Origin of the sequence: Aminobacter ciceronei (assembly GCF_014138625.1) — a bacterium.
GTDB classification, from domain to species: Bacteria; Pseudomonadota; Alphaproteobacteria; order Rhizobiales; family Rhizobiaceae; genus Aminobacter; species Aminobacter ciceronei.
Map to the genome: position 1 here is coordinate 1 of NZ_JACJHY010000002.1, position 26,258 is coordinate 26,258.

28 protein-coding genes and 1 other RNA gene are annotated in these 26,258 nt (G+C 63.7%); 18 read left to right on the plus strand and 11 right to left on the minus strand.

All coding sequences use genetic code 11. From position 1 onward, the window contains the following. The 4 genes from HNQ95_RS02030 to HNQ95_RS02045 all read left to right on the plus strand — a co-directional run. Positions 1-464, plus strand: a 464-nt coding sequence (locus tag HNQ95_RS02030; protein WP_182573507.1) for a transposase, incomplete at its 5' end; no start/stop codon positions are given. 166 nt (positions 465-630) lie between these two features. Beyond that, positions 631-1,083, plus strand: a complete 453-nt coding sequence (locus HNQ95_RS02035) for a GNAT family N-acetyltransferase (protein WP_067960483.1) — start codon at positions 631-633, stop codon at positions 1,081-1,083. 100 nt (positions 1,084-1,183) lie between these two features. Beyond that, positions 1,184-1,708: a hypothetical protein gene (locus HNQ95_RS02040; RefSeq protein ID WP_182573506.1), complete on the plus strand. Its 525-nt coding sequence runs from the start codon at positions 1,184-1,186 to the stop codon at positions 1,706-1,708. A 311-nt stretch (positions 1,709-2,019) separates the two neighbouring features. Beyond that, positions 2,020-5,964 (plus strand): AsmA family protein, encoded by a 3,945-nt coding sequence (locus HNQ95_RS02045; protein WP_182573505.1) that lies wholly within the window; start codon positions 2,020-2,022, stop codon positions 5,962-5,964. On the opposite strand, the gene HNQ95_RS02050 is transcribed toward HNQ95_RS02045, so the two are convergent. From HNQ95_RS02050 to HNQ95_RS02070, 5 genes are all read right to left on the minus strand, one after another. Further along, positions 5,942-6,118 (minus strand): BrnA antitoxin family protein, encoded by a 177-nt coding sequence (locus HNQ95_RS02050; protein WP_169808380.1) that lies wholly within the window; start codon positions 6,116-6,118, stop codon positions 5,942-5,944. The genes HNQ95_RS02045 and HNQ95_RS02050 overlap by 23 nt on opposite strands. Continuing rightward, positions 6,115-6,342 carry a ribbon-helix-helix domain-containing protein gene (locus tag HNQ95_RS02055; RefSeq protein WP_067960490.1) on the minus strand — a complete coding sequence of 76 codons (228 nt, stop codon included), beginning with the start codon at positions 6,340-6,342 and terminating at the stop codon, positions 6,115-6,117. The genes HNQ95_RS02050 and HNQ95_RS02055 overlap by 4 nt, the downstream gene beginning before the upstream one ends. Beyond that, positions 6,339-6,536, minus strand: a complete 198-nt coding sequence (locus tag HNQ95_RS02060) for a DUF4169 family protein (protein ID WP_154386667.1) — start codon at positions 6,534-6,536, stop codon at positions 6,339-6,341. The genes HNQ95_RS02055 and HNQ95_RS02060 overlap by 4 nt, the downstream gene beginning before the upstream one ends. Before the next feature lie 15 nt (positions 6,537-6,551). Next, on the minus strand, positions 6,552-7,091 hold the full coding sequence (locus HNQ95_RS02065) for an SspB family protein (RefSeq protein WP_067960496.1): 540 nt from the start codon (positions 7,089-7,091) through the stop codon (positions 6,552-6,554). Between the two features lie 152 nt (positions 7,092-7,243). Next, on the minus strand, positions 7,244-7,897 hold the full coding sequence (locus HNQ95_RS02070; RefSeq protein ID WP_067960499.1) for a TetR/AcrR family transcriptional regulator: 654 nt from the start codon (positions 7,895-7,897) through the stop codon (positions 7,244-7,246). Between the two features lie 169 nt (positions 7,898-8,066). Here HNQ95_RS02070 and HNQ95_RS02075 point away from each other — a divergent pair, with 169 nt between their 5' ends. Both HNQ95_RS02075 and HNQ95_RS02080 read left to right on the plus strand, forming a co-directional pair. Next, on the plus strand, positions 8,067-9,275 hold the full coding sequence (locus HNQ95_RS02075; RefSeq protein WP_067966336.1) for a multidrug effflux MFS transporter: 1,209 nt from the start codon (positions 8,067-8,069) through the stop codon (positions 9,273-9,275). 170 nt (positions 9,276-9,445) lie between these two features. Then, positions 9,446-10,591, plus strand: a complete 1,146-nt coding sequence (locus tag HNQ95_RS02080) for a GGDEF domain-containing protein (protein ID WP_182573504.1) — start codon at positions 9,446-9,448, stop codon at positions 10,589-10,591. Positions 10,592-10,595: 4 nt separating this feature from the next. On the opposite strand, the gene HNQ95_RS02085 is transcribed toward HNQ95_RS02080, so the two are convergent. Further along, positions 10,596-11,147 carry an AAA family ATPase gene (locus tag HNQ95_RS02085; protein ID WP_154386664.1) on the minus strand — a complete coding sequence of 184 codons (552 nt, stop codon included), beginning with the start codon at positions 11,145-11,147 and terminating at the stop codon, positions 10,596-10,598. A gap of 188 nt (positions 11,148-11,335) precedes the next feature. After that, positions 11,336-11,697, minus strand: a transfer-messenger RNA (tmRNA) gene (gene ssrA, locus HNQ95_RS02090). Positions 11,698-11,880: 183 nt separating this feature from the next. Between ssrA and HNQ95_RS02095 the strand changes: the two genes are divergently transcribed. From HNQ95_RS02095 to HNQ95_RS02135, 9 genes are all read left to right on the plus strand, one after another. Continuing rightward, positions 11,881-12,192, plus strand: a complete 312-nt coding sequence (locus HNQ95_RS02095) for a DUF2853 family protein (RefSeq protein WP_067960504.1) — start codon at positions 11,881-11,883, stop codon at positions 12,190-12,192. Between the two features lie 138 nt (positions 12,193-12,330). Beyond that, entirely contained in the window at positions 12,331-12,798 is a 468-nt protein-coding gene (locus tag HNQ95_RS02100; RefSeq protein WP_154386663.1) for a YHS domain-containing (seleno)protein, read from the plus strand. A 102-nt stretch (positions 12,799-12,900) separates the two neighbouring features. Beyond that, positions 12,901-13,695, plus strand: coding sequence for a thymidylate synthase (locus HNQ95_RS02105; protein WP_067960510.1), 795 nt, complete (start codon positions 12,901-12,903; stop codon positions 13,693-13,695). A 10-nt stretch (positions 13,696-13,705) separates the two neighbouring features. Beyond that, positions 13,706-14,725: a DUF4424 domain-containing protein gene (locus HNQ95_RS02110; RefSeq protein ID WP_246340556.1), complete on the plus strand. Its 1,020-nt coding sequence runs from the start codon at positions 13,706-13,708 to the stop codon at positions 14,723-14,725. A 40-nt stretch (positions 14,726-14,765) separates the two neighbouring features. Then, positions 14,766-15,287 (plus strand): dihydrofolate reductase, encoded by a 522-nt coding sequence (locus HNQ95_RS02115; RefSeq protein ID WP_182573502.1) that lies wholly within the window; start codon positions 14,766-14,768, stop codon positions 15,285-15,287. Between the two features lie 149 nt (positions 15,288-15,436). Beyond that, positions 15,437-16,540, plus strand: a complete 1,104-nt coding sequence (gene hflK, locus HNQ95_RS02120; protein WP_067960518.1) for an FtsH protease activity modulator HflK — start codon at positions 15,437-15,439, stop codon at positions 16,538-16,540. Then, the gene (gene hflC, locus HNQ95_RS02125) at positions 16,540-17,478 is read left to right on the plus strand and encodes a protease modulator HflC (RefSeq protein ID WP_067960521.1); all 939 of its coding nucleotides are present in this window, start codon (positions 16,540-16,542) and stop codon (positions 17,476-17,478) included. Before hflK ends, hflC begins: the two co-directional genes overlap by 1 nt. A 3-nt stretch (positions 17,479-17,481) precedes the next feature. Next, entirely contained in the window at positions 17,482-17,667 is a 186-nt protein-coding gene (locus tag HNQ95_RS02130) for a DUF2065 domain-containing protein (protein ID WP_067960524.1), read from the plus strand. A 124-nt stretch (positions 17,668-17,791) separates the two neighbouring features. Next, the gene (locus tag HNQ95_RS02135; RefSeq protein WP_067960527.1) at positions 17,792-19,309 is read left to right on the plus strand and encodes a DegQ family serine endoprotease; all 1,518 of its coding nucleotides are present in this window, start codon (positions 17,792-17,794) and stop codon (positions 19,307-19,309) included. Between the two features lie 44 nt (positions 19,310-19,353). Here HNQ95_RS02135 and HNQ95_RS02140 read toward each other — a convergent pair whose 3' ends face one another. After that, a complete protein-coding gene (locus HNQ95_RS02140) occupies positions 19,354-19,926 on the minus strand; it encodes a GNAT family N-acetyltransferase (protein ID WP_154386661.1) in 573 nt (190 codons plus the stop codon). Further along, positions 19,923-20,810, minus strand: coding sequence for a phosphoserine phosphatase SerB (gene serB / locus HNQ95_RS02145; RefSeq protein ID WP_182573501.1), 888 nt, complete (start codon positions 20,808-20,810; stop codon positions 19,923-19,925). Before serB ends, HNQ95_RS02140 begins: the two co-directional genes overlap by 4 nt. Here serB and miaA point away from each other — a divergent pair. Both miaA and HNQ95_RS02155 read left to right on the plus strand, forming a co-directional pair. After that, on the plus strand, positions 20,800-21,777 hold the full coding sequence (gene miaA / locus HNQ95_RS02150) for a tRNA (adenosine(37)-N6)-dimethylallyltransferase MiaA (protein ID WP_182573531.1): 978 nt from the start codon (positions 20,800-20,802) through the stop codon (positions 21,775-21,777). The genes serB and miaA overlap by 11 nt on opposite strands. Positions 21,778-21,823: 46 nt before the next feature. After that, positions 21,824-22,615 carry a GGDEF domain-containing protein gene (locus HNQ95_RS02155; RefSeq protein ID WP_154386658.1) on the plus strand — a complete coding sequence of 264 codons (792 nt, stop codon included), beginning with the start codon at positions 21,824-21,826 and terminating at the stop codon, positions 22,613-22,615. Positions 22,616-22,772: 157 nt separating this feature from the next. Here HNQ95_RS02155 and HNQ95_RS02160 read toward each other — a convergent pair whose 3' ends face one another. Beyond that, a complete protein-coding gene (locus HNQ95_RS02160) occupies positions 22,773-23,588 on the minus strand; it encodes an alpha/beta fold hydrolase (RefSeq protein ID WP_067960536.1) in 816 nt (271 codons plus the stop codon). 216 nt (positions 23,589-23,804) lie between these two features. Here HNQ95_RS02160 and HNQ95_RS02165 point away from each other — a divergent pair, with 216 nt between their 5' ends. Next, positions 23,805-24,116: a hypothetical protein gene (locus HNQ95_RS02165; protein ID WP_067960538.1), complete on the plus strand. Its 312-nt coding sequence runs from the start codon at positions 23,805-23,807 to the stop codon at positions 24,114-24,116. Positions 24,117-24,142: 26 nt separating this feature from the next. Here the strand turns inward: HNQ95_RS02165 and HNQ95_RS02170 are convergent, their stop codons facing one another. Beyond that, positions 24,143-25,969, minus strand: a complete 1,827-nt coding sequence (locus HNQ95_RS02170; protein ID WP_067960541.1) for an ATP-binding protein — start codon at positions 25,967-25,969, stop codon at positions 24,143-24,145. Positions 25,970-26,258 lie beyond the last annotated feature (289 nt).

Here is a 26,258-nt window from a genome sequence, read left to right on the forward strand (position 1 = left end):
CCCGGCCAAAGCCTGGCAAGATGAGGAAGGGCGCTTTCGTCCATGAGCCGGACCTTGACGGCTATCGTTGCCCGCAGGGCCAGTTGCTCACTTACGCCACCACCGATCGCGGCGGTTATCGCCACTACAGGAGCGACCCGACGATCTGCCGCAACTGTCCGCTGCTGGCGTCTTGCACATCAAACGCCAAGGCCGAGCGCACCATCACGCGCCATGTCTGGCAGGATGTCCGCGAGCGGGTCGATGCCAACCGCTTAACCGCATGGGGCAAGGCGATCTATCGACGCCGCAAGGAGACGGTCGAGCGATCCTTCGCCGATGCCAAGCAGCTCTTCGGCCATCGCTATGCCCGCTTCCGAGGGCGAACACGCGTCGCCTGCCAGTGCCTGATCGCAGCCGCCGCCCAGAACATGAAAAAGATCGCAATCAGCCTCTGGCCAAAGCCAGAACCAAGCCTCGCATGAGGCCAAAGCCGGCTCGCAACGGCCTTGGCATCTGCCCCCCGACATCAATCCAAAAAAGCTCAATCAACCCACAAAACAAAACCCCGCCGAAATTCGACGGGGTTCGTCAGCAGTCTGAGACGCTTATGCGTCTTTCTCTGATACGCAAAATTCCGAGGATATTCCCATGATACACGCCCATGGCGCGACGATCCGCGCCTATTGCGCCGCCGATCGCGATCGGCTGGCTCACGTCTGGCTCGAGGCTTCGCGCATCGGCCATCCCTTCATGTCCGAGGCTGACCTGCTGGAGCAGCAGGGGCGGGTCCGCGACATCTATCTGCCCCAGGCCGAGAACTGGGTGATCGAACTCGACGGTGAGCCGGCCGGCTTCATCGGCCTGATCGAGGGCTTCATCGGCGGCCTGTTCGTCGATCCCGCAGCCCATGGCCATGGGCTCGGCAAGGCGCTGGTGCTGCATGCCGTGGCGCTGAAGGGCGCGCTCGAGCTGGAAGTCTATGCCGAGAACGAGACGGCGGTCGGCTTCTACCGCAAGCTCGGCTTCGTCGAAACGCTGAGGCGCAACGCCGACGATGACGGGCGGTTGCAGGAGGTGATCCGGATGCGCCGCCCGGCATAGCCGGCTTGACCCCGCTTTGGTTCGGGCGGACAGTCCGGGTTGCTCAGGTCTTGTTGCCTAGGTCTTGGGCAACCGGACTGTGACAGGCGAGGACCAGAAGATGGCTGTTTCCAGGAAGCAGGAAGAACGAGCCCTCAGCGAAGACGAGTGGAAGCTGGTGCAGAACTCGCACCACCCGGTGGTGCAGGATCTCTCGGATGCCGAACTGCGCGACCTGCTGAAGGCGGTGCGCGAACGACGCGACAGGGCGCAGGGCGAAGCCAACCGCAAGCGCCGCGAGATGCGCGGCAAGGCAGCCGCCAAAGGCGCGCAGCCGGCGACCAAGGATCACGGCACCAAGGCAAAGCTCGGCGTGCTGGCGATGAGCATGCGCCGGCTCAACGGCGAACATGAGCGGCGGCGGCAATTGGCGGCGCGCATCGATCTCGTCGAGAACGCGCGCCACGCACTGGCGCTGAGCAAGGAAAAGAAGCCGGCCCGCGCCGCCGATTTCAACACCCGACAGGCGCATCTCGGCATGCGGGCGGTGGACAACGCCAAGGCCAAGAGCCTGGTCAGGCCGATGGAACGTGGGCGCCTGCGCAAGGCAGCGGCAGTAGCCCAGGCCAAGCGCGACTCAAAATAGCGGAGATTCAGGTGGGGCCGGCCTGCAAATGCCGGACACCTGCGCTTCCGTACTCGCGTACCCGAATGTACGCTCCGTTCCGGTTCTCGGTCTCCACCATTTTCGGCTCGGCCTGACCTGAATCTCCGCGTCTTCGTTGGTCCGCTTGCAGGGACGGCGACGAATGCCGTGATGACGCGGCGCGACCGTTTTTCACGGGACAGGTTGCCGGGCGGCGTTGACGTGCTGCAGCGCACAGCCCAACATGCCACCAAATGACCACGCTCCTGCGCTTAGTCGCCTGGGACGCATGAAAGATTTGCCCAGAGGCAATGCTCGCACGCCTGTTTGTCATATTCGGTGGACTTTTCGTGCTGGCGCTGTGTGCGGCGCTGGTGGGGCCGTATTTCATCGACTGGTCGGGCTACAAGGCCGATTTCGAGCGCGAGGCCAGCGCAATACTCGGCCGCAAGGTTGCGGTGCAGGGAGAGGTGACGGCGCGCATCCTGCCGTTTCCATCGGTGACCTTCTCGGACGTCACCGTCGGCGGCGGGGCCGGCGGCAACGATGCGATGACCGTCGAGACGTTTTCGATGGATGCGGAGCTCGCGCCGCTGCTGAGCGGCGAGTTCCTGATCTACGACATGCGGCTGGTGCGGCCGAAGGCGATCATCGATGTCGCCGCCGACGGCGTCGTCGACTGGGCGATCCGCCCGTCTGCGCCGTTCGACGCCAGGCAGATCTCGATCGAAAAGCTGACCATCACCGAGGGACAGGTGCGGCTGCGCCGCGCCGCCAGCGGGCGCGACCACCTGTTGTCGGAGATCAACACCGAGGTCTCGGCAAAGTCGCTCGCCGGGCCGTGGCGCGTCGACGGTTCGCTGCGCGTCGACGGGCTGAAAACCCAGCTTTCGGTGTCGACCGGCTCCGTCGATCCGGCTGGACAGATGCGGCTCAGGATACGCGCGACGCCCGATCGCTACGGCGTGGTCATCGAAGGCGACGGCAATGCCTCGATGGACAAGGGCAAGGCCCTCTATGCCGGCGGCTTCACCGTGATCGAGGCGCAGCCTGAGCCCGTGGCCACGGCCGAAGGCGAAAAGCCGAAGGCGCCAGTCAAACCAGTTGAACCCGGCTTTCGGGTAAAGGGCAAGTTCGCGCTCGACCATGCCCGACTGGGCGTGGAGGAGTTCCGCTTCGAAAGCGGGCCACTTGAGGATCCCTATACCGCCGAAGGCACGGGCGAGGTCGATCTCGGCGCCAACCCGCATTTCACCATTACGGCCAATGGCGCCCAGGTGCGTTTCGACGAAGCGGTTGGGGGTGATCAGACCGGCACCGGCTTTTCGGTTTCCGAACGGCTGACGGCGCTTGAAAAGGTACTGGTCGACTTGCCGCGGCCGACGATCCCCGGCACCGTCGACGTCGACCTGCCCGCGGTCGTCGCCGGCGACACCACGGTGCGCGACGTCAAGATGTCGGCGCAGCCGGGCGAAGGCGGCTGGGTGCTGAAGTCGCTGGCTGCGACCTTGCCCGGCCGCACGCGACTCGAGGCCGACGGTTTCCTGCGCACCGAAAACACGCTCGGCTTCGACGGCCAGATGCTCTTGGCCGTGGGCCAGCCCTCGGGCTTCGCCGCCTGGGTCGCCAAGGATGTCGATGAGGCGGTGCGCAAGCTGCCGGCGGCGGGCTTCAAGGCCAAGGTGAGGCTGACCCGCGAGCAGCAGACATTCGATGCCGTCGAGCTGATCCTCGGCAAAGCCAAGTTCACCGGCGAGCTGGACAGCATGCTTCCCGACGATGCCAGGGCGTCGATGACGATGAAGCTCGACGGCGGCGAGCTCGATCTCGACGGGTTGCGCGCCTTTGCCTCGCTGTTCGTGACCGACCAGGGCGCCAACCGCTTCAGCGACGCCGACCTCGATCTCGCGGTGAAGGCCGGGCCGGTGAATTTCGCCGGCCTCAGCGCCGAAACCGTCGATACCGCGCTCAGGCTGCGCGAGGGCGTGCTGGAAATCGACAAGCTGTCGGTCGGCGGACTGGCAGGCGCCTCGCTCAGTGCCACCGGGCGGATCAAGGATTTTCCCAAGGCGCCGACCGGCAATCTCGACGCCTCGGTGATATCAGTCGACCTCGCGCCGCTGGTCGCGCTGGCAGCTAAACAGACGCCCGAGAACCGGCTGCTGAACGAGCTGGCAACCCGTGCTGCGGCCTATCCCGGCCTGCTGGCTGACGCGCGCATCGACTTCGTCGCCAGTGCCGTCGACAATGGCGACAAGACGACGAGCATTGCGCTCAGCGGGCAAGGCGAGGCCGGCGGCTCCGATCTTCTGGCGACGCTGTCGGCGCAGGCGATATCGAGCGCGCTTGCCAGCTCGCAGCTGAAGCTCGAATTCTCCGCCCGCAACGAGGATGCGACCAGCCTGCTGGCGCTGGCCGGCCTGCCGGTGCTGCCGCTCGGCGTGACCGGCCCGGGTGAGCTAGCCATTGCCGCGAAAGGTGCCGTGCAGAATGGCCTCGACGTGACCGCAAGCCTCAAAGGTGACGATTCTTCGGCCGGCTTCACCGGCACGGTGGCGGTGCGCGACGGCCTGCCCAGCCTGACGGGCCGGGCGACGCTGCAGGCTGCCGACCTGGAGCCGTGGCTGATGACCTCGGGCGTGAGCCTGCCGGGCATGGGCACCGGCACCGAGGTGGAGCTCGCCGCAGATGCCAGCCTTGCCCAAGGCGTTCTTGCGCTCGACAGGCTCGACGGCACCGTCAACCAGGGTGCGGTGGTCGGCAATCTCAAGGCCGAGCTGAACGAGGGGCTGCCGCATCTCAGCGGTTCGCTGACGCTTGACGAACTGAATCTCCGGCCGTTCGCCGAAATGACCCTGGGCGTCGCGGCGCTGGAAAGCGGCAACGGCGGGTGGCCTACGGCGGCATTCGCGCCGAAACCGATTGCGCCCTTCAGCGCTGACCTCGAAATCATCGCCGGCACACTTTTGGCCGAACCGCTGGCGACCGCCAATGATGCGGTGCTGGCGTTGCAGATCGACAGCCAGGCGCTCAGGCTGTCCAACATCAAGGCCAAGCTGTATGGCGGCGACCTTGGCGGACTTGTCGAACTCAAGAACAACGATGGCACGGCCTTCGTGTCGGGCCAGTTGAAGCTCGACGGCGCCGATGTCGCTGCGGTCCCGGTGGCCAGCGATATCGGCGGCAAGGGCAATTTTTCGGCGACGCTTTCAGGCAGCGGCAAATCGGTCGAGGGCCTTGTCGCCTCGCTGGCCGGGTCGGGCACGGCCGATATTGACGGGCTCGTCCTGCCCGGCTTCAACCCCGACGCGTTTGCCGCGCTGATCGCCAAGGCCGACGCGCTTGGCCGAGATATCAATGCGGCGCGCGTCGCAGAATTCGCGCCTGACCTGGCCGGCGAGGGCAGTTTTGCCGCCGGGAAGGCCGACATCGCGTTTACCGTTGCCGGCGGCATCCTGCGGGCGCCGCCACTGACGTTGAAAAACCCGGCTGCGATGCTGAACGCCGATTTGCGCACCGACCTCAACGCCGGTGTGATCTCGGCCAATGGCTCGATCACATACGCGCCCGGCAAGGAGCAGCTGGTCGGCTCGGAGCCGGCGATGAACTTCCAGATCGACGGCGAGCCGGGTGCGACGGTCAAGCTGTTCGACAGCGCGCCGATGGCGCAGTTCCTGACCCAGCGCGCCCTGGAAAAGGAACAGGCCCGCGTCGAGGCGATGCAGGCGGTGTTGCTGGAAAAGCAGCGGCTACGACGCGAGACGCGGTATTTCGCAGCACTCCAGGCCGAGCGCGAGCGTATCGCCGAAGAGGCGCGGCTTGCCGAGGAGGCGCGGATCCGGGCCGAGGAAGAGGCCAAGGCGAAAGCCGAGGCCGAAAGGCTGAAAGCCGAAGAGGAAGCCAAGGCAAAGGCGGAAGCGGAACGCTTGCGCGCCGAAGAAGAAAAACGCGCCGCGGAAGCCGCCGCGAAGGCCAAAGCCGAGGCGGACAGGGAAACGGCGCGCCAGGAAGCTGAGAAGGCACGCCAGGCAGCGGAAGAAAAGTTGCGGCACGAGGCCGAGCAGAAGGCGAGGCGCGAGGCTGAGGCTGCCAAGCCCAAACCAGCGGCTGAGATCGAGCGGGCGCCGTTGCCGGAAGTCCGGCCAATGGATGCGCCAGTCGACGCCGTGCCGGCGCCACCCGCCGATGCGCCGGTGAAGAAAAAGCTCGAACCGCTCAGTCTCGACGATTTCTTCAAGTCGCTGCAGAGCCAATAGGCAGGCGATGCTGGCCCGATGTGGTGGCGCTGTCGCGCCAGCCCGCCCTCTGCCTTTTCAGAACCTCGTTGATGCCTGTGCTCCAGCCTTTGGCAGTGGCCTTTGACTGGGCAATGACATCGGGATCGAGGCGGATGGAGACGACGCGCCTCAGGTCTGTCTCACGCCGCGCTTGGCTTGCTCCAGCACGAACAGCCTGAGCGCGGAGGAAAGGTTTGCCTCGCGCGGGCGCTGGGTGTCGACTTCGGCGACGAGGGCGGCCAGCGTCATGTCGCGCGCCGCCGATATGGCCAAGAGGTCGTCGTAGAACGGCTTTTCGAGCGAATAGCTGGTGCGGTGGCCGCGGATCGTCACCGAGCGCTTTTCGACCAGGCTCACCGGTCGGATTTCTCTGGATCGCGCTCGCGGCGATGGTCGTCGACGAATTTGTCGGCGCGCTCCGAGGTCAGTTGGTCGCGCTGTTTTTCGGCCTTGGTGCGACCGTGCAGGGCGCGGTTGCGGTCGGCAAGCGTCTCGCGCTCGGCCCGTGCCTTCTGTTTCTTGAACTGGCGAAGATTGACGATGTCGGCCATGCGACCTCGTCCTGGCTACTTCTTGCGGAACGCGTCGAGCGATACGACATCCGCGCCCTTGCCGTGAGCGGGCTCTTCGACGGCTTCCTTCTCAGTCGCGTCGGCTTTCTTTTTGGTCGCAGGCTTGCGCTCGGCAGGCTTGACCACCGCGATCGGCTCCGGCTTGGCGGCAACCTCTTCGGGGGCTGCAGCTGCTTCGGCCTTGACCTCGAATTCGAGTTCGAAGTTGACCGAGGGATCGTAGAAGCCGCGCACGGCAGAGAAGGGGATTTCGAGCTTCTCCGGAACATCCGAGAAGGACAGGCCGACCTCGAAGCCGGTATCGGTGACCTTGAGGTCCCAATACTGGAACTGGATGACGATCGTCATCTGTTCGGGATAACGTTCATGCAGGCGCGAGGAGATGCGCACGCCCGGCGCGCCGGTCATGAAGGTGATGAAGAAATGGTGGTTGCCCGGCAGGCCGGTGCGCGCGACTTCCGCCAGGACCTTGCGCATGACCCCACGCAGTGCCTCCTGGGCGAGAATGTCGTAGCGGATCTGGTCTTCGGCCATATGTAGATGCGGGTCCGATTGAATCGTCTCCCTACCTGTAATCAAGCTTTTGGCCGGCGTAAACCGGATATAACGCGGTATGGAATGTTTGGGATTCGAGCAGGCGCCACGATGCCTGCCGCAGGTCCGGACGGCCGTCCATTCCCTAGGAATCAGACCGGGCGCGGCTTGCCGTAGGCGCGCAGGAAACAGCGCACGGCATTGCTTGCTGCTGTGCGCAGTTGTTCTTCCGAGACGGTGTCGCCGAAGATCAGCGCCATCTGCAGATCGGCATTGACCAGCGCCAGGAACTGGCGCGCTGCGACATCGGGATCGTCGAGATCGAGCCAGCCTGACAAAGCGAGGCGGGCGAATCGCGCGGCAAGGGCCGCCCAGGTCTTGGCCGGGCCATGTTCACGCCAGCCGGCAAACAATTCGGGATAACGCTCGCCTTCGGTCTGCAGCAGCTTGCGCAGGAATTTGCCGTCGCGGTTGCACATGCAGTTCTGGTTGAGCCGCACGGCGAACTCGACGAGCTCGGCCTCGAGGTCGATCGGCTTGTCGGGGAAGGTGGCCAGAGTTTCGAACACACCAGCGTTGATGCGTTCGGTGATTTCCCGGACTACCGCGACGAGCAGGTTCTCCTTGTCGCCATGGTGGTTGTAGACGGTCTGGCGCGACACGCCGGCCTCGGCGGCGATGAGGTCGATGTTGGCGCCGGCGAATCCCTCGCGGCAGAAGACGCGTGCAGCGGCGTCGAGGATCGAGAGCCGCTTGGCGGTGTGGCTGCGGGCGACCGCAATGTCAGGAGCGATGGCAGGTGTCATGGAATTTTTATATACAGGTGATTGACGATTTGGACAAGTCTGTCTAAAAAACTGGACGCAATGGCGAGATGCCGGTTCGGGAGGAGTCGGAATCTCATGTTGCCAAACGTCCTTGGATTACACGTCGCCGTGGCTTCACGGCGGAAACCCGATCCGAAAGAACCACATCATGACACCCCAATTTCTCCGCGTAGCGGTCGTGCTCGGCCTTTTGTCGGCCATCGGCCCGTTCGCCATCGACATGTATCTTCCCGCTCTGCCGACGATCGGCGCCGATCTCAACGCCGGCACCGCCGCCGTGCAGATGAGCCTGCTTGTCTTCTTCCTGGCCATGGGTCTGGCGCAGATCGTCGTCGGCCCGATCTCCGACATGATAGGCCGCAAGGCGCCGCTCTATATCGGCCTGGTGCTGTTTGCCATTGGCGGCCTTGGGGCGGCGCTTGCGCCCAATATCGAATGGTTGATCTTCTTCCGCGTCATCCAGGGCCTGGGTGCCTCTGCCGGCATGGTGGTGCCGCGCGCCATCGTGCGTGACCTGCATACCGGCACCGAAGCGGCGCGGCTCATGTCATTGCTGATGCTGGTGTTTTCGGTGTCGCCTATCCTTGCGCCGCTGACCGGTTCGCTTGTCATCGAAGGCTTTGGCTGGCGCGCCGTATTCTGGGTGGTAACTGCTGCTGCAGTACTTGCCATCGTGCTGTTGTCGACGTCGCTCAAGGAAACGCGCCCCGTCGAGCATCGCGCCGAAAGCTCGGTCGGCAGCGCGCTCAGCGGCTACCGCTTCCTGCTCGGCGACCGCAACTTCCTCGGCCTGACCTTCATCGGCGGCTTCGGCATTGCCAGCTTCTTCGTCTATCTCGCCAATTCGTCCTTCATTCTGATCGACCATTACGGCCTGTCGCCGTCGGTCTACAGCGTGTTCTTCTCGATCAACGCGGTAGCCTTCATCGGCATGTCGCAGCTGACCGGCTTGCTGACCGAGCGCTTCGGCCTGCACCGGGTGGTGCGGGTGGCAGTGGTCGGCTACGCCACGATGATGGTCATTCTGCTGGCGGTGTTTTCCGCAGGCGTCGACCGCCTCGACGTACTGGCCGTGCTTCTGTTCATCGGCTACGGCTTCCTCGGTCTCGTCATCCCGACGACCTCGGTGCTGGCGATGGAAGAGCATGGCGAAATCGCCGGAACGGCATCCGCACTGATGGGCACGCTGCACTTTGCCACCGGCGCCGTCGCCATGGCGGTGGCTGGCCTCTTCTTCGACGGAACGCCGCTGCCGATGGTGTTCGGCATCACCATCTCCGCCGTCGTCGCCTTCGCGCTGGCGCAGGTGACGCTCGGCCGCAGGCGCGAAACGGCCGTCGGCGCGCCGGCGGAGTGAGTTTTGTCGAGGCCGGGCATCCGCCCGGCCTCGTTTCACATCATCGTGACGCAGGTCAGGCGCTGTCGCCGTCGCCTCACAAAGCCTCGATATCGTTTGTTTACACTCGGCCGGTAAGTCGTTGCGAAGACACCGGAAGCAGAACCGAGACGTCGAGGCGACAAAAGATCTTGAAATTCATCCCTTCCGTCCTGTTGCTGTTGTTTGCGGCAACGTTCCTGTGCATCTGGCTGCTCGATCGCCGAAACAGGCACTTGCTGCTGTTTGCGCTGGCGTTCCTGACGATCAGTGCCGCAACCGTCGTCCAGTTCGCGCTGTGGCCGGCCGACGTCGGCTACAACACTATTGCGTGCGCGGTGCTTTATTCGGCGGCGCCGCTCTTTCTTGTGCAGGGCGTGCTGATGCGCTCGGGCAAATCGATGGCACGGGCCGAGCAAGCGCTGTGGTTCGACGGCATCGTCGCCATCCTGACCTTCTTCTATTACGTCCACAACGATCTCGCCGTCCGCGTCTATGCCCTCAATTTCGGCATGGGCGGCATTTTGCTGAGCGGGGCGTGGAAGCTCAGGCATCTCGTGCTCGGCAATGTCGTCGACCGGGGCATGCTGTGGCTGCTGCTGGGCCTGGGGGCGACCTTTGTCGGCCGTACCTTGCTGACGGGCGGTACGGTGCCGAGCCGCGATGTCGATGCCTTCTTCCAGTCCGCCTTCTGGGTCTGGGCGCAGTTTGCCATGTCGGTGCTGGGCGTGGCGATGGGGCTTGCGTTGGTGGTCGTCGCCTGTGCCGACGTCATTCTGGCGCTGAAGGCGGAGCGCGACAGCGATCCTATGACCGGGCTGCTCAACCGCCGCGGCTTGCAGGGCAAGACCCAGCGCCTGTTCGCCAAGGGCGTAGGCAAGCCGTTGAGCATCGTCGCCTGCGACATCGACCGATTCAAGTCGATCAACGACAGCTTCGGCCATGCCGGCGGCGATGTCGTGCTGTCGAGCCTTGCCAGGGTCATCAAGTCGAAACTTAGGGCGGGCGACATCGCGGCACGCACCGGCGGCGAGGAATTCGTCATCGTGTTGAAGGATGCACCGGTGGACGATGCCTTCGGCCTGGTCGAGACGCTGCGCCGGGAGATCGCGAATGTGCGATTTGCCGGCATGCCCGGCGATTTCGCGGTGACATGCAGCTTCGGCATCGCCAAGCTGCATGCCGGAGAGGGCCTCTGGGACGCCATCGGCCGCGCCGACAAAGTGCTCTATGCCGCCAAGCGGGCAGGCCGCAACCGCACCTTCGCCGAAGGGCTGCAACTGCCGCACGCGGCGTGATTCGTCACGCCTGACGGACGTTTTCGAGAATGAAAGCGAGACGGTCTTCGACCGGTGCCGTGGGGACCTCGACAAGATCATAGCCGCAGGCAGCGTAGGTCGCGACCATGCTGGCATGGGTGCGCCGCGCCTCGTCCTCGTCCTGCCTGCGCTCGTTGTCCTGGGTGAAGATCTCGGGCCAGTGCGGCAGGACGAACACCTTGCGGTTGTAGCGAAATTCCCGGGCCGCCTGTTCGATATGGATCGGTACCGGCAGGCCGACGAGCCTGAGATAACCAATGACATCAGGGACGCCCCGATCGAAGAACGCCGGGCCGGGCGTAGCCTCGGCGATGGTATGCGAGCGCATTTCCCATGACAGCATGAGCTCGGCGAACAGCGCGCGGTCATGCCAGGGCAGGGCGGTGCCGGATATTGCGGCCTGGTCGCGGATGATGCTGCGACCGGCTTCGACCGAAGTGGCGTGGCCGGCTGCGGCAAGGCGTTCGATCAAGGTCGTCTTGCCCGATCCGGGGCCGCCGGTGAGCACGAAGAAGCGGTTGGAATTGCGAGGCATGTAGGTCTCCGGATGGAACGGGACCGGCCATGGCAGGCCGACGCTGCAGGGGTCGGCCGGAGCGCGTCTCGGGCACCCGTCAGGACGCGCGGCGCACCGGCAAAAAAACAGGCAACGGCAAACCGGCATTGGCCGGCGATGACAATGTCTTAGGAGATTTTGATCTTGGAAGATTTTGGGGGGAGAGAAGTGGAGGTTTCTGTTGCCAGGTACCTCCGAACCCCGCCTAGAAGTGCGAACCTCTAGGGCTTAATTTGAAGCTATCGCACTGCATTAAGCAGCGAGACGTGCTTCCGCATAGTTGTCGTTTGCAACTACAAGTTTAGCCCGATAACGGTGGTACAATGCCGGGCAAAAGTCCGATCTTTACACCCTCGTCGATCCTATTTCGCCCCCAGCAAAAATCGTCGTTCGACTGTGCGACGACTTTTGGTGGAGGCGCCGGGTACCGCCCCCGGGTCCGAATGGCTTATTTCATCGGCAGTTTATCGCCATAGTCAGTCAAGCTGACGACCCCAATATAGGGAGGCCGGCTGCAAAATGGAAGGTGGGAACGGCAAGTCCTAACAGCCATTCGCAACAGATTCATGAAGCCACGCGAATACGCAGGGTTGACTCGCGTGATGCGCGAACCGAAGCTTCGGCCCGCTGGGGATGCCCGTGAAGTACCTGAACCGGTCTAAGCCGGGCCCCTGCGGGAGATGAGATCAATTCGTCGACGAGGGGAATTCACATGACCGACTATCTTGCAGACGTGAAGAAGTACGACGCCGGCGCCAAGGAAGAGGTGGTGACCAAGATCGTCAAGCACCTGGGCATCGCGCTCCGGAACCGCGACTCTTCGCTTGTCTCGTGCACCGACCCCAAGGAACTCGATCGCATAAAAGCCGGCTGGATTGCCAAGAAGCTCGGCGTCGAGGATGCGAAGAAGGCGGACGGCGCGCTGGAAAAGGTCTGCAAGGCGATGTCGGCCGACAACACCAAGAACCGCGTGACGTTCTATTATCTTGTGGCCAAGGAACTGGGCAAACTCGGTTCGCTCTGAGCTGTCTTTCCGGCAAGTCCATCTGCTGGCCAATCATTAGCCTGACCCTGACCGGATCACCTGATTGTGTAGCGAGGCGCGCGGCAGATGGGGCCGCGGGCTGCTATGATAACGGTGGCTTGTCGAGGGAAACCGGCGATGGACAGACGCCGTCTCATTCTGACCGCAATGTTTCTGCCGCTCGCCGTGAGCGGGGCCCTCGGACCGGGCGTCGCGCGAGCGAAACAGGCTATGGTTTACACCGGTAAACCGCCCGGTGTCGGCGCGAGCGGCTATGACGTGGTCGCTTATTTCACCGCCGGCAAGGCGACCAAGGGGTTGCCTGCGCACGTCGCGGTGCATGACGGCATCACCTATCGCTTCGCCAGTGCCGCCAACCGGGGGACGTTCCTGCGGTCTCCGGCTCGATACCTGCCGCAATATGGCGGCTATTGCGCCTATGCCGTCAGCCAGGGTGCAACCGCTTCCTCAGACCCGAATGCCTGGACAGTGGTGGGCGACAAGCTTTACCTCAACTACTCCAAGAGCGTTCGCTCGTTGTGGCGGCAGGATGTCGAGGGCAACATTGCAAAGGCTGAGAGGAACTGGCCTGGCGTGCTGAAATAGGATCGGACGAGCGACCAGCCGCGTGTCCCGGCGTTTGCCGGGGCAGCGGAATGGGCTACGCTTGCGGCCAGCGAATCTCGCCAATCCGACCGGACGTCCTTCATGCGCCAGTATCTCGACCTTCTCAGCCATGTCCTTGAAAACGGCAGCGACCGTGGCGACCGCACCGGCACCGGCACACGCTCGGTCTTCGGCCATCAGATGCGGTTCGACCTGGGGCATGGCTTTCCTGTTGTCACCACCAAGAAGCTGCATCTGAAGTCGATCATCCACGAGCTTTTGTGGTTCCTCGCCGGCGACACCAACATCAAGTATCTCAAGGACAACGGGGTATCGATCTGGGATGAATGGGCCGACGAGAATGGCGATCTCGGCCCGGTCTATGGCAAGCAGTGGCGGTCGTGGCCGACGCGCGACGGCGACGAGATCGACCAGATCGCACTTTTGCTCAAACAGATCCGCAAGAACCCCAATTCGCGCCGGCTGATCGTCTCGGCCTGGAACCCGGAAGAGGTCGATGCCATGGCGCTGCCGCCGTGCCACTGCCTGTTCCAGTTCTATGTTTCCGACGGCAAACTGTCATGCCAACTCTACCAGCGCTCGGCCGACATCTTCCTCGGCGTGCCGTTCAATATCGCGTCCTATGCGCTGCTGACGATGATGGTGGCGCAGGTGACCGGGCTGAAACCGGGCGACTTCGTCCACACGCTGGGTGACGCACACATCTACCACAACCATTTCGACCAGGCGCGCGAGCAACTGACGCGCAGCCCGAAGACGCTGCCGACGATGTGGATCAATCCCGAGGTGAAGGACCTGTTTGCCTTCCGCTTCGAGGATTTCAGACTCGAGAACTACGTCGCCGACGCCACCATCCGCGCGCCGATCGCGGTGTGAGGGCTACCGGATGGCACGCCGTGACGGACTGATCGCCCTGAGCGTTGCCGGCATGTCGGCGATGTCTGCTCTCGCATCCGCCAACGACACGACGGCGCAGCTTGGCGCCGGCGGGTTGATCATCGGTCGCAGCGACCAGATCGCCATGGAAAGCGAGGATCTGTTCATCTCCCCGGAGAAGGTGACGGTCGACTACGTGTTCCGCAACAATTCGGACAAGGATGTCGAGACGCTGGTGGCGTTTCCGATGCCCGACATCGAGGGCAGTCCCTACGCCAATGTCGACATTCCGGTGGATGCGTCCGACAATTTCCTCGGCTTCTCGGTATCGATCGACGGTCAGGAGGTGAAGCCTGAGTTGCAGCATTCGGCTTTTGCCGTGGGGCTGGATATCGGCAAGGAGCTGGACGCCAACGGCGTACCTTATTTTCCGTTCGGCGACGCGACGTTGAAGGCGTTGGAGAAGCTGTCGTCGGAAGTGGCGGCCGACTGGCAAAACCGCGGGCTGATCACACTCAATGAGTATGACGACGGTTCGGGCATGAAGAGCGTGCGCGAGCCTTTGTGGCAGCTAAGCTCGACTTATTGGTGGAGGGCCAGCTTTCCGGCGGGCAAGCCGGTGAAGGTCGCGCACAGCTACAAGCCGAGTGTTGGCGGCACGGCTGGTGTCAGCTTCTACACGGACGGAAAGTTTCAGGGGCAATACGACGACTACAAGCGCAAATACTGCCTCGACGAAAGTTTTGAACGCGCTGTCGAGAAGGCGACCAAGAATTCCGGTGACGGCTTCCCACCCTATACAGAAACCTGGCTGTCCTATGTGCTCACCACGGGCGGCAACTGGGCATTGGGCACGATAGGCAAGTTCAGGCTGACCATCGACAAGGGCGATCCAGCCAACATTGTCAGCTTCTGTGGCGCTGGCGTGAAGAAAGTGGGGTTGACCACCTTCGAGATGACTGCCACCGATTTTTATCCCGATCGCGATATCGAAATTCTGATCCTGCAGCCCTACGATAGCCCACGATAAGCGACCGGGCGCAGATTCGCCTGGGTGGGAAGGGCGTCCGATGGAAGTTGCGATCTACGTGGCGATAGCCGAAAACGGTGTCATCGGCCGCGACAGCGGCTTGCCGTGGCGGCTGTCGAGCGATCTCAAGCGCTTCAAAGCAGACACGATGGGCAAGCCGATCATCATGGGGCGCAAGACCTGGGAGAGTTTCCCCAAGCGCCCTCTGCCGGGACGGCTGAACATCATCGTTACCCGTGACAAGGCGTTTCGCGCCGAGGGTGCGGAGGTGGTGCATTCGCTGGAAGACGCCATCACGCTTGGCACTGCCAAGGGTCGCTGCATGCCTGGCGTCACCGAAATCTGCGTCATCGGTGGGGGCGAGATCTACCGCCAGGCGCTGCCGCTCGCCGACCGGCTGCATGTTACCCATGTCATGGCGTCTCCCGACGGCGACACGCGCTTTCCCGATATCGATCCGGAGATCTGGGCGGTTGCACACGCCGAAGATTTTGCCGCCGGCGAAAAAGACAGCCATGCGACACGCTATACCGTTTACGAAAAGCGCCAGGACGTGCATTGATGGTGTGAATTCATACATTTGTAGTGGAATCCGAGGCACTTCAAGGGCATCGCGTTGAAAGCGCTTGCCCGCATCCCTATAGATGGTGTCAGTAATTGTGCGGCCGTCTCAGGCGTGGCTGCCATGGTTTCGTAGTCGAAAGGACATTCATGCCCTGGAACAATCAAAGTGGAGGCGGCGGCGGTGGCCCTTGGGGTGGCGGCGGCGGCAATAATGGCGGCGGCGGCCCCTGGGGGCAGGGACCACGTCCAAGCGGGCCGCAAGGTTCGCCTCCCGATCTCGAGGACATCATTCGCCGGGGCCAGGACAAGCTGAAGCGCGCGCTGCCCGGTGGCGGTGGCTCGACCGGCGTGCTGTTCGGCCTTATCGGCGCTGGCCTTGTCGCTTTCCTGGCGTTTCAGTCGGTCTACACCGTGCAGCCGGATGAACTGGCGGTTGAACTGCGTTTCGGCAAGCCCAAGCAGGAATTGTCGCAGCCCGGCCTGCATTTCCACTGGTGGCCGATCGAGACTGTCGAGAAGGTCAACACGGCTGAAAAGCTGGTCAATATCGGCGAAGTCCGCGGCAGCACGTCTTCCGGCCTGATGCTTTCGGGCGACCAGAACATCGTCGACGTCAAGTTCTCCGTCGCCTACCAGGTTTCGGATCCCCAGGCCTATCTGTTCAAGGTTTCCGAGCCCGACATCATGGTTCGCCAGATTGCCGAGAGCGCGATGCGCGAAGTCGTCGGCCGCCGTCCGGCGCAGGACATCTTCCGCGACGACCGCCAGGGCATTGCCGCTGGCGTGCGCGACATCATCCAGTCGACCCTCGACCAGTATGGCGCCGGCCTTGCCGTCAACGCGATCTCGATCGAGGACGCCGCACCGCCACGCGAAGTGGCCGACGCGTTCGACGAGGTGCAGCGCGCCGAGCAGGACGAAGACCGCTTCGTCGAGGAATCCAACCAGTACTCGAACCAGAAGCTCGGCCAGGCGCGAGGCGAGGCGGCGCAGATCCGCGAAGACGCCGCCGCCTACAAGAACCGCGTCGTTCAGGAAGCCCAGGGTGAGGCGCAGCGCTTCATCTCGGTCTATGACGAATATGCCAAGGCGCCCGACGTGACCCGCCAGCGCCTCTATCTCGAAACGATGGAAAAGGTGCTTCAGGGCTCGAGCAAGGTGATCGTCGAGCAAGGCAACGGCCAGGGCGTTGTGCCCTATCTGCCGCTGCCTGAATTGCAGAAGCGCGCTCCGGCGGCGGGAGGCAACTAATGTCCAATCGTCTTCCCATCATCGGCGTTCTCGCCGCTATCATCCTGTTCCTGATCTGGTCGTCGATCTTCGTCGTCAACGAACGCCAGCAGGCCATCGTGCTGCGCTTCGGCGAGATCGTCGACGTCAAGACCGAGCCGGGCATCTACTTCAAGGCGCCGTTCTCGATGTTCGAGGCCGACAACGTGCAGGTCATCGAGGACCGCGTGCTGCGCCTCGACCTCGACGACATCCGCGTCCAGGTTTCTGGCGGCAAGTTCTACGACGTCGATGCTTTCATCGCCTATCGCATCAACGACGCCCGCAAGTTCCGCTCGACGGTGTCGGGCAGCGTGGAACTGGCCGAGCAGCGCCTGCGCACCCGCTTCGACGCGGCCCTGCGCCGGGTCTACGGTGTGCGTGGTTTCGAATCCGCGCTCTCGGAAGAGCGCGCGGCGATGATGCGCGAGGTCCGCGATCAGCTGCAGCCTGACGCCACGTCGCTCGGCCTGGAAATCCAGGACGTCCGCATTCGCCGTACGGATCTCACCCAGGAAGTGTCGCAGCAGACCTTCGACCGCATGAAGGCGGAACGTCTGGCCGAGGCCGAAAGGCTGAGGGCACGCGGCCGCGAAGCTGCGCAGCGCATCCGCGCCCGCGCCGACCGCGAAGTGGTCGAGATCGTCGCCGAGGCGCAGAAGGAATCGGAAATCCTGCGCGGTGAAGGCGAAGCTGAACGCTCGGCGGTGTTTGCCGACGCCTACAACCGCGATCCCGAGTTCTTCGACTTCTACCGGTCGATGAGCGCCTACGGCACGGCCCTGAATGCCGATGGCACGACCATGGTGCTGTCGCCGGAATCGGAGTTCTTCCGCTACTTCCGCGGCCCCGAGGGCGGTGCCGCAAAGGCTGCGCCGGCGCCTGCCGCCGGTGCTGCCGCTCCCGCCGCCAGCAACTAAGCAGTGCGGGACTTTATCGTCGCCATCGGCCTGGTCCTCGTCATCGAGGGCCTGGTCTATGGCGGCTTTCCAGCCGCGGCCAAGAGGATGGCCGCGCAGGCGGCCGAAATGCCCGAGGCAGTGCTCCGGACAGTCGGCCTTGCCGCCCTTGCCATGGGCGTCGGCATCGTCTGGCTCGTCAGGGGATAACGGACGATTTATCCCGTGCCCGTAGCAATGGTCGCAAACAGGCCTTATTTGTTTCCATCATGACGCTTCGCGTCCGGACGGCCCGGGCGCGATCTATGCCATGACAGCCCCGGGAGGCTTCCCTATGATTTCCACGCCCCTTTTGCGCGCCATGCGAAAGGCCTCTCTGGCCGCCACCACGGCGCTGATGATCGGCGCCTCCGTCGCCCCGTCCTTCGTGACGCCGGCGCTGGCGCAAGGACCGGAGTCGGTCGCCAACCTCGCCGAGGGCCTGCTGGGCGCGGTTGTCAACATCTCGACGTCGCAGACCGTCAAGGGCAGCGAGGGCGGTGAGGACGAGAACGCGGTTCCGATGCCGCAGCTTCCCGAGGGCTCGCCGTTCCAGGATTTCTTCGACGAGTTCTTCAAGAACCGCGAAGGCCAGAATAATGGCGGCTCGCAGAAGGTGCAGTCGCTCGGCTCCGGCTTCGTCATCGATGCCGAAAAAGGCATCGTCGTCACCAACAACCACGTCATCGCCGACGCCGACGAGATCGAGGTCAATTTCTCCGACGGCTCGAAGCTGAAGGCCGAGCTGGTCGGCACCGACACCAAGACCGACATTGCGGTGCTGAAGATCGACCCGAAGGCCAAGAAGCTGACCGCGGTGAAGTTCGGCGATTCCGACAAGATGCGCATCGGCGACTGGGTGATGGCGATCGGCAACCCGTTCGGGCTTGGCGGCACGGTCACCGTCGGCATCATTTCGGCGCGTAACCGCGACATCAATTCCGGCCCCTATGACGACTTCATCCAGACCGACGCTGCGATCAACCGCGGCAATTCGGGCGGGCCGCTGTTCAACATGGATGGCGAGGTCATCGGCATCAACACGGCGATCATCTCGCCCTCGGGCGGTTCGATCGGCATTGGTTTCTCGATCCCGGCCGAGATCGCGGTCGGCGTTGTCAACCAACTCGCCGAGTTCGGCGAAACCCGTCGCGGCTGGCTCGGCGTGCGCATCCAGCCTGTCACCGACGACATTGCCGAGAGCCTGGGCATGGCCACCGCCAAGGGCGCGCTGATTGCCGGCATCATCAAGGGCGGACCGGTCGACAAGGGCCAGATCCTGCCCGGCGACGTGGTGATCAAGTTCGACGGCAGGGACGTCGTCGAAATGCGCGACCTGCCGCGCGTCGTCGCCGAAAGCCCCGTCGGCAAGGCCGTTGACGTGGTGATCGTGCGCAAGGGCGTCGAGCAGACCGTCAAGGTGACGCTCGGTCGGCTCGAGGACGGCGAGAAGCTGGCTGAAGGCGAGGCCGCCAAGCCGGAAGAGGGCGCCGACAAGGGTGCCGAGGTCGCCACGGCAAGCGTGCTCGGCATGACCATCGGCGAACTCGACAGCGACGCGCGTGCCAAGTTCGGCATCGCTGCCGAGGTGTCAGGCGCGGTGGTCACTGCCGTTGCCAAGGATTCAGCTGCCGCAGAGCGCGGAATCGTCGCCGGCGAGGTGATCACCGAGATCGCCCAGGAATCGGTGTCGACGCCGAAGGAAGTGACCGACCGGATCGCCGCGCTCAAGGAGCAGGGTCGCAAGAACGCGCTGCTGATGCTGGCGTCGAAGACGGGTGAACTGCGCTTCGTGACGATCCGGATGGATTGAGTCAGGAGATTCAGGCAAACCCCTGAAAGACAAGGAAAAGGCGGCTAGTTGGCCGCCTTTTTCCGTTCTTGCCACTGGTTCCGCTTGAGGCTGTAGAAGACGTGGCGCTTGAGCTCTGGATGGGCGTCGGGAACGCGCGGGTGGTCGAAATTGCGCGACGGCTCCGCCCGCATTCCGAGGCGCTGCATGACCGCCGTCGAGCGATTATTGTTCCAGACGGCGAACGAGACGACTTCATCGTCGCCGATCGCCTCGAAAGCAAAATCGAGCCAGGCATCCGCCGCCTCGGTGACATAGCCCTTGCCCCAGAACTCTGGTGCAAGACGCCAGCCGATTTCGAGCGTGCCCTTGGGGATGAACGGTTCGAGGTCGGTGCGCAGCAGGCCGACGAAGCCGATGCATTCGCCTGTTCCGGCAATTTCGGCGGCGGCGAAGCCAAAGCCGTCGCTGTCGATGCCGGCGCGCAGCTTGTCCAGCAACCCGTCGCTCTCTGCGCGGCTGCGGCGCATGCCGAAGAACTCCATCACCAAGTCGTCTGAGTTGATGCGGTGGAAGAGGGCACGGTCGCGCTCTTCCCAGTTGCGCAGGATCAAACGCTCAGTACGAATCTCCTTCATCGCGCGAATTCGCGCGCGCTGTAGCCCTGGAGGTAGAGCAGGGCGGTAAGATCGGAATTGTCGATGCGGATCTTGGCTTGGGCGGCCACCGACGGCTTGGCATGAAGAGCAACGCCCGAGCCGGCGAGGCGGATCATGTCGAGATCGTTGGCGCCATCACCGACGGCCATCGCGTCGGTCGGGGTGAGGCTGAGGCGGGTAGAAATCTCGTTGAGCGCAGCGGCCTTGGCGGCGCGGCCGAGGATCGGCTCGGAAACCTTTCCGGTGAGCTTGCCGTCGGCCTCGATCAGGTGGTTGGCGCGGTTTTCGTCGAAGCCGAGCTTGGCGGCGATGCGCGAGGTGAAGACGTCGAAGCCGCCGGAGACGAGGGCGGTATAGGCACCATGCGCCTTCATGGTGGCGACCAGCGTCTTGCCGCCGGAGGTGAGTGTCAGCCTGGTGTCGATGATGCGGTCGATGACTGCGGCGTCGAGACCGGCAAGCAGCGCGACACGCTCGCGCAGCGCCGGCTCGAAGGCGATCTCGCCATTCATCGAGCGCGCGGTGATGTCGGCGACACGATCCTTGACGCCGATCTCGTCGGCGAGCTCGTCGATGCATTCCTGGTCGATCATCGTCGAATCCATGTCGGCGATGAGGATCTTTTTCCTACGTGTCGCGTTGTCCTGGATGGCAAAATCGATGGCTTCGCCGGAGAGGGCGGCGGCAAGCGACGCATGGGCATCGTCGGCCGAAAGTCCCGCTGGCAGGGCGATGTCGCAGGCAACGGCCTCGGCCAGCCACACAATGGCGCTTGCGCCCAGGGCGCGAGAGGCCTTATCGGCAAGGGACGGAGCCAGCAGAGCGCGGTCCGGATGGGAAATCAGCGTGGCGATCAGCGGCATCAAAAATTCCGGGACTAGCGAGGGGCGCATCAAGAACGCGACCCTGATAGCCGGGCCGACCGCCAGCGGCAAGTCGGCGTTGGCGCTCGAACTCGCCGAGCGTGACGGCGGCATCATCGTCAATGCCGATTCGATGCAGGTCTATGGCGTGCTCGACGTGCTGACGGCGCGCCCGAGCGCCGACGATCTGACACGCGTGCGCCACTTCCTCTACGGCCATGTCTCGCCGGCGACGGCCTATTCGACCGGCAACTGGCTGCGCGACGTCGCCGTGCTGGCCGACAGCGGACTGTTTGCCGAAAAGCCGCCTGTGTTCGTCGGCGGCACCGGGCTTTATTTTCGGGGGCTCGCCGAGGGTATTTCGGAGATGCCCGAAATCCCAGCCGAGATCAGGGATCGCTGGCGCTGGCGTCTCAACGAGGAAGGCGCGCCGCGGCTGCATCGCGTGCTGATGCACGTCGACAGCGAGGTGGCGATGCGGCTGAAAGCCAGCGACGGCCAGCGGATCGTGCGCGCGCTGGAGGTGCTGGAGGCGTCGGGCCGCTCGATCCTGAAATGGCAGGCCGACAAGGGCCATCCGCTGATCGACTTCGCCACGGCGCGCTTCATCGTCATCGCGCCGGAACGGGACCTTCTGATCAAGCGCATCGACCAGCGTTTCGACAGGATGATCGAGGGCGGCGCGCTGGACGAGGTCAAGGAAATCATGGCGATGCGGCTTGCGCCCGAATTGCCGGCGATGAAGGCGATCGGTGTGCGCGAACTGGCGGCGGCCATAGCCGGCGAGATGAGCTTCGACGAGGCGATCGAACGTGCCAAGATCGCCACGCGCCAATATTCGAAGCGGCAATCGACGTGGTTCCGCAACCAGTTCGGGCCGGAGTGGCAACGCATCGGCGGCGAGGCCGGACGGACGTCCGGAGGCGCCGATGCATCGGAAGTGGCGGCAGGGATTAACCGTCCGTAAGGCGCAGCCATGACATAACCCGCGCAGGGGTTCCACTAGGATCATCATGCGCTTTCACCGGGCTGAAACCGCGTTTTTCATCTTCAGTGCGCTGATTTTGTCGGCAGCGCTGGGGATTTTCTACGCCTGGGGCCAGGTGCAGGGGGCCGCGGAGGCGCTTTACACGCCCGGCTGGGTGCAGAGCGTCGAGGCCGTCGAGCGGCTGCTGTTCATGATCGCACTGCTTTTGAGCGGTACGCTTGTCTACGGCGTGTTCTTCATTTTTCCGCAGATCCGCACGCAGGTGAAGGAAGGCGGCGAGCTGCGCCAGATGACGGCGTCGCTGAGCGAGCGGTCGCGCACGCTTGAACAGGCGGCACTCACCGACGGTCTGACAGGCATGCAGAACCGGCGCTATTTCGACGATGCATTGCGGGAATATCTCGGCGAGTTTGGCCGCATCGACAGGCCTGTCGGGCTGATGATCCTTGATCTCGACCACTTCAAGCAGGTCAACGACACCTATGGGCACGACGCCGGCGACGAGGTTCTGCGCTCTGTCGCCAAGTGCCTCAAGAGCATGACGAGATATCACGACGTGGTGGCGCGGCTGGGCGGCGAGGAATTCGCCATCGTCGCGCCCAACATGGACATCGAGCTTCTGCAGCGCTTCGCCGAGCGCATGCGCAAGGCGATCGCCGGCATGGCGATCGAGGCTGGCGGCGCGCACCTCAACGTCACCTCGAGCTTCGGCCTCGCCTTGTGGGACCGCGAGGAAACGGCCGAAGAGTTCTATCGCCGCGCCGACAAACAACTCTACGAAGCCAAGCGGCAGGGCCGCAACCGCGTCTGCGCGTGAATTCCTATCGCTGAATTCGTGATGCCGGCCGCCTGACGCGGTTTTCTCCGCTTCCCGTGCTCACGGACTTGGTGTCCGCTCCGCTCCGGTTCTCGAAACCCACGCCATTCGGCACGACCTGACGAATTCCCCGATAGCAATAGGCACTGCGGAGCCGTTAGAGAAAGCCCTCCAGGCTGGCCAAGAAACGTTTGGGCGCTTCCAGCTGTGGCATGTGGCCAATATAGGGAATCGTTTCGAAACCTGCCTGCGGCATAAGCGCGTGAAGGGCCGTCGCCCGCTCAAGCGGGATCCAGGGATCGTCTTCTCCCCAGATGATCTGCACCGGGCAGCGCACATTTCCAAACAGGGGCTCGACCTCTGCCGTGTAACGCTCGTCGGCCTGGGCAAACTGCCTGTAAAAGCTGGCAGATCCGTCGTCCGTCAGCCATGGCTCGACCAGGCCGCGGATGTCGTCATCGGCGACCGTGCCGACCAGGGCGCCCCTGATATAGGCCTCCACAAGCGCCCGGTGGATGTGGGTCGGCAGACCCTGGAAGGCCTCGACGTGCTTGCCCATGTGATCGAAGAATGCCGAGCCCCAGGGGCGCATCGCCACAACGTTCATCAGGACGTAGCGGTCGTAGTCGCAGCCAAGCAGAAGGTGCGCTCGCAAGGTGGTGGCACCACCGAAGTCGTGGGCAATGACCGAGGGGCGCACGAGTTGCCAGTGGGCAAGCATCTCGGCGAAAATCTCACCCTGGACATCGAGTGAAGTCCGCTGCGTGGCGACCTTGTCCGATTGCCCGTAGCCTGGCATGTCGTACCAGTGCACCCGGTATCGCCGCGCCAGATCAGGGATGACCCGGTGCCAGGAGAAGGACGACCAAGGCCAGCCATGCGCGAGCACGAGGTCGGGGCCATCGCCGGCGCGGCCGGCGCTGATACGGCCGGCGCTGGTCGAGACCGATTCGGAAAGCGTCCATTCGGCCATGCGCTTTTCTCCACGGTATGCCGGCTCTCATGGTCGCGGCTGCGGCGGCAGATGTCATGGCTCAGCGCCGGATGGCGACTGCGCCAGGGCGACGGAATTCATCTGCCATAGACCTTGGCTCTAACTTGCCGCTGGACGTCCTCGTCGAACGACGCAACACTGATCCTGCCGCCGTCTGAATGGCTGCGGCCGCATCAGGGCAGAGGAGGACGACGAATGGACGATTCAGACCGGTGGCGGAACATGGCGAGCGCGCCAAAGGACGGCAGCCGGATTCTGGTCACCGTGCGGCCTTCCGAACAGGGACCGGCGGAGGTCGACGTGGCCTACTGGGCGCGGCCCGACGCATTCGGCATCGAAGGCTGGCGCGCCGGCGATTCCTACCCGGGCTGCATCATCGGCTATGCTGATCCGGAACTGAAATGCTGGATGCCGCTTCCTACAGCCAATCTGAGCAAGAATTCCCCTGAAATGCCGACGCCCTGGGAAGGCGATGACGAGGAACAGCTGGACGGTTCGGGAATCTGAACTTGAACAGCCATTCTTGTGCCCGTTCAGTCCTGTGGCGGACGGCCGCCGAAGGTCGAGGGGCGCAGGCCGAAGCGGGTATCGAAATCGTCGTCCGGCTGCGGCCTCGGCGCTGCCGGTTTGCGGTAGTCGCTGTCGCCTGCCTGGCGCTGGACGTCGACGACTTCGGCGAAGCCGAGTGCCGTTGCTTGCGGTTTTGGCACGTTGCGCAGGCGCTCGACGACGGCGGCCAGATCGACGTCGTCGCCGCTGCTCGTCGGCGCCTCGGCGGCACGCTTGCCGGTGCCGGGGATAAGTTCGTCCGAAAGCTTTTCGAACTTCAGGCGCATTGTGGTGGCGACGCCTTCGCCAAAGGCGATGGCCTCACGCTGGCCCATCGACGACAGGAAGGAGAGTGTCGAGGCGGAGGAATCGGCGATGGCCGAGCGGATGATCGCCTGGTCCTGTTCGTTGGCGAGGCGCATGGCGAAAACGGTCGAGCATTGCGACAGGATTGTGGGGTCAAGTTCGCCCGGGCGCTGGGTGACGACGCCGAGGTAGCAGCCATATTTGCGGCCCTCCTTGGCGATGCGCGATAGCGCGTGGCGCGTCGGCGCAAAGCCGAGCCTGTGGTCGGCGGGCATGTAGCGATGGGCTTCTTCGCACAGCAGCAGCAGCTTGAGGCGCCCTTCGCTCCACAGCGCAAGGTCGAAAGCGAGGCGGGCGAGCACCGAACAGACCGAATTGACGACTTCCGACGGCATGCCTGCCATTTCGAAGCAGGTGACCGGACGGCCATGCGTCGGCACGCGGAAGATGTTGCCGATGGTCTCGTGGATGGTGTCCTCGATCAGCCTGGAATGGAACATGAAGCGGTAGCGCGGATCGGCCAGCGCCGACTCGATGCGGGTGCGCAGCGACTTCAGGATCGGGCGCTCGTTCTTCGATTCGAGCAGCCCCATGCGTTCGTCGATCTGCTTGATCAGGTCTGCGATGCGGTAGGGCACGGGCGTGTCCGCGGTCAGCGCGTCGACGCCACGGCGCAGGAAGGCGCCGCCTTGGGGACTGCGGTAGAGGTTCTTGGCGACGGGAATGAGGTCGCGCAGCACGTCGATCTCGTCGGCGTCGGTCTCGCGGCCGCGAAACAGCACTTCCGAGAACTCCTCGAGGCGGAACAGCCAGAAGGGCAGGTCGAGCGAATTGGTGTCGACCTTGACGCAGTGCTCCGGCAGCGATGCAGCGAACTCGTTGTGCGGGTCCATGATTAGGACGCGCAAATCGGGCCGTGCCGAAATCGCCTTGCGCAGCAGGAGCGAGACGGCAGTCGATTTGCCGACGCCTGTCGTGCCGACGACGGCGAAATGGCGGGCAAGGGTCTCGTCGATCGCGATACAGGCGTCGATAGCATCGTCCTGGGAAAGCTGACCGATGGTGACGGTGCGGCGTCCGGCAAGGTCGTAGACCGCCTGCAGGTCGCGGCTGCGTATGCGATGGGCGATGGCGCCGATATAGGGATAGGCGGTGATGCCGCGGTCGAACACCGGGTACTTGTCGGTGCCCACGTCACGAACCTCTCCGATCAGCTCGACATTGACCTCGATGGGGTTGTCGCCTTCGCTGCTCCACGAGCGGTCGGACTTGGCGATGGAATAGACCAGGCCGATGGTGCGGGTTTCGCCGAGATTGATGCAGATCATGCGGCCGACGGTCCACAGGCCGACTGCGGCCGAGGCTCCCTCTGCATAGGCGCTGATGACCGCGCGGGCACCATCGCACTGCACGACATGGCCAAGGATGCGGGCGTCGTCCTGTTTCGGGTCGCGCCGCTCTTGCGAGGTGGTTTCTCCGCCCTCGGCCTGACGTTCGAAGTACATCGCAGTAATTCCCCCAAATCTGGCCAAGAGAATAGCGCTGCGCAGTTAAGGTGGGGTGATGGTTGATGGTGTAGCGATCGTTAAACGAAACGGTCGAATTGGAGTTTCCGAGGGGGCGGGTGACGCTGCGGAAAAAGTTGTCCCGCCCGGTTGACAGGGCGCGGTGTCGCGCACTAACGTCCGCGCCCATGAACAAGACACTCATTCTCGTAGTAGGAAGGCGCGTGGGCAAGGCGGTGTGACCGCCGGGCGAAATCCCCCCATGCGCAAATGTGAAGGCTCCCTCGGG

Coding starts and splice junctions, on each gene's coding strand:
- HNQ95_RS02035 (WP_067960483.1), top strand. CDS start 631: ATGATACACGCCCATGGCGCGACGATCCGCGCCTATTGCGCCGCCGAT.
- HNQ95_RS02040 (WP_182573506.1), top strand. CDS start 1,184: ATGGCTGTTTCCAGGAAGCAGGAAGAACGAGCCCTCAGCGAAGACGAG.
- HNQ95_RS02045 (WP_182573505.1), top strand. CDS start 2,020: ATGCTCGCACGCCTGTTTGTCATATTCGGTGGACTTTTCGTGCTGGCG.
- HNQ95_RS02060 (WP_154386667.1), bottom strand. CDS start 6,536: ATGGCCGACATCGTCAATCTTCGCCAGTTCAAGAAACAGAAGGCACGG.
- HNQ95_RS02065 (WP_067960496.1), bottom strand. CDS start 7,091: ATGGCCGAAGACCAGATCCGCTACGACATTCTCGCCCAGGAGGCACTG.
- HNQ95_RS02070 (WP_067960499.1), bottom strand. CDS start 7,897: ATGACACCTGCCATCGCTCCTGACATTGCGGTCGCCCGCAGCCACACC.
- HNQ95_RS02075 (WP_067966336.1), top strand. CDS start 8,067: ATGACACCCCAATTTCTCCGCGTAGCGGTCGTGCTCGGCCTTTTGTCG.
- HNQ95_RS02085 (WP_154386664.1), bottom strand. CDS start 11,147: ATGCCTCGCAATTCCAACCGCTTCTTCGTGCTCACCGGCGGCCCCGGA.
- HNQ95_RS02095 (WP_067960504.1), top strand. CDS start 11,881: ATGACCGACTATCTTGCAGACGTGAAGAAGTACGACGCCGGCGCCAAG.
- HNQ95_RS02100 (WP_154386663.1), top strand. CDS start 12,331: ATGGACAGACGCCGTCTCATTCTGACCGCAATGTTTCTGCCGCTCGCC.
- HNQ95_RS02105 (WP_067960510.1), top strand. CDS start 12,901: ATGCGCCAGTATCTCGACCTTCTCAGCCATGTCCTTGAAAACGGCAGC.
- HNQ95_RS02110 (WP_246340556.1), top strand. CDS start 13,706: ATGGCACGCCGTGACGGACTGATCGCCCTGAGCGTTGCCGGCATGTCG.
- HNQ95_RS02115 (WP_182573502.1), top strand. CDS start 14,766: ATGGAAGTTGCGATCTACGTGGCGATAGCCGAAAACGGTGTCATCGGC.
- hflK (WP_067960518.1), top strand. CDS start 15,437: ATGCCCTGGAACAATCAAAGTGGAGGCGGCGGCGGTGGCCCTTGGGGT.
- hflC (WP_067960521.1), top strand. CDS start 16,540: ATGTCCAATCGTCTTCCCATCATCGGCGTTCTCGCCGCTATCATCCTG.
- HNQ95_RS02135 (WP_067960527.1), top strand. CDS start 17,792: ATGATTTCCACGCCCCTTTTGCGCGCCATGCGAAAGGCCTCTCTGGCC.
- HNQ95_RS02140 (WP_154386661.1), bottom strand. CDS start 19,926: ATGAAGGAGATTCGTACTGAGCGTTTGATCCTGCGCAACTGGGAAGAG.
- serB (WP_182573501.1), bottom strand. CDS start 20,810: ATGCCGCTGATCGCCACGCTGATTTCCCATCCGGACCGCGCTCTGCTG.
- HNQ95_RS02155 (WP_154386658.1), top strand. CDS start 21,824: ATGCGCTTTCACCGGGCTGAAACCGCGTTTTTCATCTTCAGTGCGCTG.
- HNQ95_RS02160 (WP_067960536.1), bottom strand. CDS start 23,588: ATGGCCGAATGGACGCTTTCCGAATCGGTCTCGACCAGCGCCGGCCGT.
- HNQ95_RS02165 (WP_067960538.1), top strand. CDS start 23,805: ATGGACGATTCAGACCGGTGGCGGAACATGGCGAGCGCGCCAAAGGAC.
- HNQ95_RS02170 (WP_067960541.1), bottom strand. CDS start 25,969: ATGTACTTCGAACGTCAGGCCGAGGGCGGAGAAACCACCTCGCAAGAG.